The organism is Aminobacter sp. P4_H6_2 (genome assembly GCF_056400805.1).
The window spans coordinates 1-3,764 of the sequence record NZ_JBFUKO010000535.1 but is presented as its reverse complement, the minus strand read 5'-3'; the positions used below and the strand labels follow the sequence as shown (position 1 = coordinate 3,764).

Below are 3,764 nucleotides of genomic sequence, written 5' to 3'. Positions count from 1 at the left end.
ATCCAGTATGGCCCTCCTTCGGCGGTAATCAAAAGGGACTCTTTGTTTGCCGTGTCGAACCCTCCATCTCTAGCTATATTACTGGCAACAATCCGGAGGCATCAGTGGGCACTTCCCAGAAACGAGCAATCCAAAATTATCGGACCCGCCTCGGCGAACGTGGCCTTACACGTTTTGAGGTATTGGGCCGCGATGGTGATCGCGACCTGATCCGATCACTTGCGCGCCGACTGGCCGAAGACGGCCCCGATGCCGCTCGGCTACGTGTTGCCGTCGCCCAGACCATATCTGGCGAGCCACCCAAGATCGGCGGCATTCTCGCAGCACTCCGACGCTCGCCTCTAGTCGGTGCCGACCTCGATCTAAGCCGCCCCCATGTGGCGGGGCGTAAGATTGATCTGTGACGCGCTACAAGCGCTGCTGACATGGCTGGGCGCGTAGAAAGACGACGAGCTCTTCATAGCGTCGCTTACTGTGGCCGAAATCCGCCGCGGCATCCTGGAAAAGCCCTCGGGCCGGAAGCGGCAGACGTTGGAAACATGGTTCTCCGGTCCCGAAGGCCCGCAGGTTCTCTTTGCAGGGCGCGTACTCCYGTTCGACGAGCGCGCGGGCTTGATCTGGGCGACATTCCTGGCCGACAGTAAAGCATCAGGGCGCCCTCGCAGCGGCCTCGACATGATCATCGCCTCCGTCGCCACAGCCAATGGCTGTGTCGTCGTCACGGACAACGAGAAGGGTTTTGCGGGGACAGGCTTCATCAATCCGCTGCGCGCGAAATGAGAATGCACGTGCTGTTCAATGGTGGCGATCTCGTGGACATCACCCGGGTCTTGCAAAATGTTGCGGGCGAAAGCATGCCAGGAAGGTGAAGCTCGCAGGCAATTCTAGCCACAGCTGACCAGGGTGCCCAGTTGACCAGCACGGACTGGACAGCTTTCCTGAGGCACCACAATCTTGAGCATTCGATGAGCCGACGTGGGAACTGCCACGACAACGCCGTGGCGGAGAGCTTCTTCAACCTACTCAAGCGCGAGCGGATACGGCGCAGGATCTGCCAAACGCGCGAAGAGGCCAGGCAAGACGTGTTCGACTTCTACCAACGGTCGTCGAAGCGAAGGGCAGCCACGCGATCTATGCGCTGCGCGCGATCACATGTGCCAGATCCGTGCGCCGAGCGCGACGCGCTGATCGGTGCCACAGCACTGGTTCACGGAATGACGGTTGTCACGCGAAATTTCGCGGACGTTTCAGCGTTCACGGTAGACCTGGTGACCCCTGGGGAAGTCTGATCCTGACAATTGCTGGCGCCGAGCATAGCGAGAATACCGCTTGAGCCAATCCTCAACCGGGGCGTTGCCGCGCTGACGAACGATGCTCCTGTCGGTTCTTCTCCCGAATTTTCGGTCTGACATGTTCCAATTCCTCCCTCGACTTGGAAGAGCAGCATCAAAGTCACGACTGGTCGAATTTCGCTAGGTGAAACGCTCCAACCATGCGAGGGCCAAGCGTTCTTGCGGATCTAGCCGCAATACCCGCGGCGGCCTCCCAAGCGCTGCAATATTAGTTGAAAGGCTGCCCTTGCTCCAAGCTTCCACCGTAAGTGGGTGAATGTAGCCTTGCCGACACACGGTTCTGGTGTTGCCCAAATGATTGGCAACCTGATCGATCACCTCGTTGCATGCCCGCTTAATCAGGCGGTCGGTGTCAGGGACTTCGCGTCCAGCAAAAAGCGTCAGGGCTCGAACAGTGCCGCCCCAAGTGCGGAAATCTTTGGACGTGAATTCGCCTCCGCTTGCTTCACGGATGTAGGCGTTTACGTCGTTTGAAGTGACTGCGGTCCTGCCACCTTGATCATCCAAATACTGAAACAGCATCTGACCTGGAATATCTTGAAGCGATCTCATCGCCCTCGCCATACGCCGATCAGCGATGCTCAGATTCCATTCCTTCCCCGATTTGCCTTTGAATGCAAAACGGATCATCGAACCTGCGATGCTGACGTGCTTGTTCCGCAGTGTTGTCAGCCCATAGCTCCTATTTGCTTTCGCATAGGTGGAGCTGCCGACACGGATCATCGTTTGGTCCAACAGCCAAACGACGAGAGCCAGGACTCGCTCACGCACGGGTCCCCGTAACCTTAAATCGTGTTCGACTTGTTTGCGCAGGCGGGGCAAAGCTCGTGCGAAATCTACGAGGCCAGAGAACTTAGCGTCACCGCGAGATTGCGACCATTGCTGGTGGTACAGGTACTGTTTGCGCCCCCGCTGATCGCGCCCGGTCGCTTGAATGTGTCCATCCGGGTCGGGGCATATCCAGACCTCAGTCCATGCGGGAGGAATGGCGAGCGCTTCAATGCGCCCACGTGTGGCCGTGCTCACTGTCTTGCCGTTCGACGTATAGCGAAAAGATCTTCCTATTCTCCGCCGCAGAACGCCGGGCTCACTATCGGTCACATATTTTAGCGACGCTGATCGTGCCGCCTTTGCTGTATCGCCATCGTTAAGCATCGCAACACCCCGAACCAGCACAAGCCTGCAACCGCAAAACAGTTCCAGCACACTACACGACAGGAACGCTTTTGCAGACGAGCGGCCGCCGCGGACCTTTGTGTGCGGCTTGCTAAACATCCAAAATCCTGAGGCCTCCGAGCACTGGACCAATCCGCAGCAATGAAGCGAGCGGGAGCGTCCTCCAAAAGCGCCAACCGCATATCCCTCCTTCTTGACGCTGACGGAGATGGGGAGGGCCGAATTGCGGACCACCTTCCTTCAAAGCCTGAACCCGCCCTTGTGGGATGACTCTGATTGGCAACAAGCTCTATGTCGCCAATACCGACGCAATCGTTTCCTTTCCTGATTCCCCGCGGTCAAACCCACAGGCGCAGGCGAAAAGATCGTGGATTTGCTCGCTGGGACGATCAACCACCATTGGACCAAGGACGTGATCGCCAGCGTGACGGCACCATGCTCTATGCCACCGTCGGATCCAACAGCATGTCGGTGAAAATGGGATGGGAGCGGAGGAAAAAAAGCGCCGGCATTCTTGAGATTGATCTCGCCACGCGTCGCACGGGTTTGCTTGCGTCAGATAGGCAATCCGAATGGTCTTTCATGGCGGCTTTGGGTTGCCGAGAACGAACGAGATGAGATCGGCAATGATCTTGTTCCGGACTAACGTCGGTACGCAGACGCAGCTTATACGGTTGGCCCTGAAGCTATTTCGGGCAACATGTCGATGTCCGGCCAAAACCGCCACGACCTAATCGAGGGCCGAGGCTATCACCCCGCATTACGCGCTAGGCCCGCATACTGCCTCGTTGGGGACGTTCAACACAGGGTCGCTCTTTGGTTTCCAATTCAAAGGCGGCGCATTCGTCGGCCAGCATGGTTCCTGGAATCGGGATCCGCACAGTGGCTACAAAGTTATCTTCGTCGCCTTTAGGGATGGCAAACCGGTCGGAAAACCGCACGACATACAGGTTTTCGCAACGCCCCAGGCGACGCTTTGGGTAAAAGGCACGACCTTTCCGAATCGGGAATTGGCTTTAACTCAACGACAATCTTCATCTCCGAAGATCCGCAACGCTTCGGCATTCAAGACTGTGATCGAACCATAATTGGTCGTCAGCCATCCGTTCTCGGCAAACCGCTTCAAGGCGGCATTGACTTGACGGCGTGACGCTGAGGCCATCGTGCCGACCTCGGTCTGCGTCAACAGGACCTGTTGGCTACTCCAGGTCATGCGCTGCAGCACCGAGGCTATCC

General features: G+C 57.5%; 3 protein-coding genes and 2 pseudogenes. 3 read left to right on the top strand and 2 right to left on the bottom strand.

Annotation, left to right across the window (positions count from 1 at the left end):
* The first annotated feature begins 104 nt into the window (after positions 1–104).
* From AC1DUU_RS25995 to AC1DUU_RS25985, 3 genes and pseudogenes are all read left to right on the top strand, one after another.
* Complete coding sequence (locus tag AC1DUU_RS25995) at positions 105–404, top strand: hypothetical protein (RefSeq protein WP_476786251.1); 300 nt, start codon at positions 105–107, stop codon at positions 402–404.
* A pseudogene (locus AC1DUU_RS25990) lies at positions 376–780 on the top strand (PIN domain-containing protein). The gene AC1DUU_RS25995 and the pseudogene AC1DUU_RS25990 overlap by 29 nt, the downstream one beginning before the upstream one ends.
* Positions 781–881: 101 nt before the next feature.
* Positions 882–1,100 (top strand): annotated as a pseudogene (locus AC1DUU_RS25985) (integrase core domain-containing protein); the annotation flags it as partial.
* Between the two features lie 372 nt (positions 1,101–1,472).
* Here AC1DUU_RS25985 and AC1DUU_RS25980 read toward each other — a convergent pair.
* Both AC1DUU_RS25980 and AC1DUU_RS25975 read right to left on the bottom strand, forming a co-directional pair.
* On the bottom strand, positions 1,473–2,627 hold the full coding sequence (locus AC1DUU_RS25980; protein ID WP_476786250.1) for a DNA topoisomerase IB: 1,155 nt from the start codon (positions 2,625–2,627) through the stop codon (positions 1,473–1,475).
* 922 nt (positions 2,628–3,549) lie between these two features.
* Positions 3,550–3,764 (bottom strand): helix-turn-helix domain-containing protein (locus tag AC1DUU_RS25975; protein WP_476786249.1); only part of this gene is annotated, 215 nt, incomplete at its 5' end.

Excerpts from the sequence above, each read along its gene's own strand:
- AC1DUU_RS25980 (WP_476786250.1), bottom strand. The coding sequence starts at position 2,627 with ATGTTTAGCAAGCCGCACACAAAGGTCCGCGGCGGCCGCTCGTCTGCA.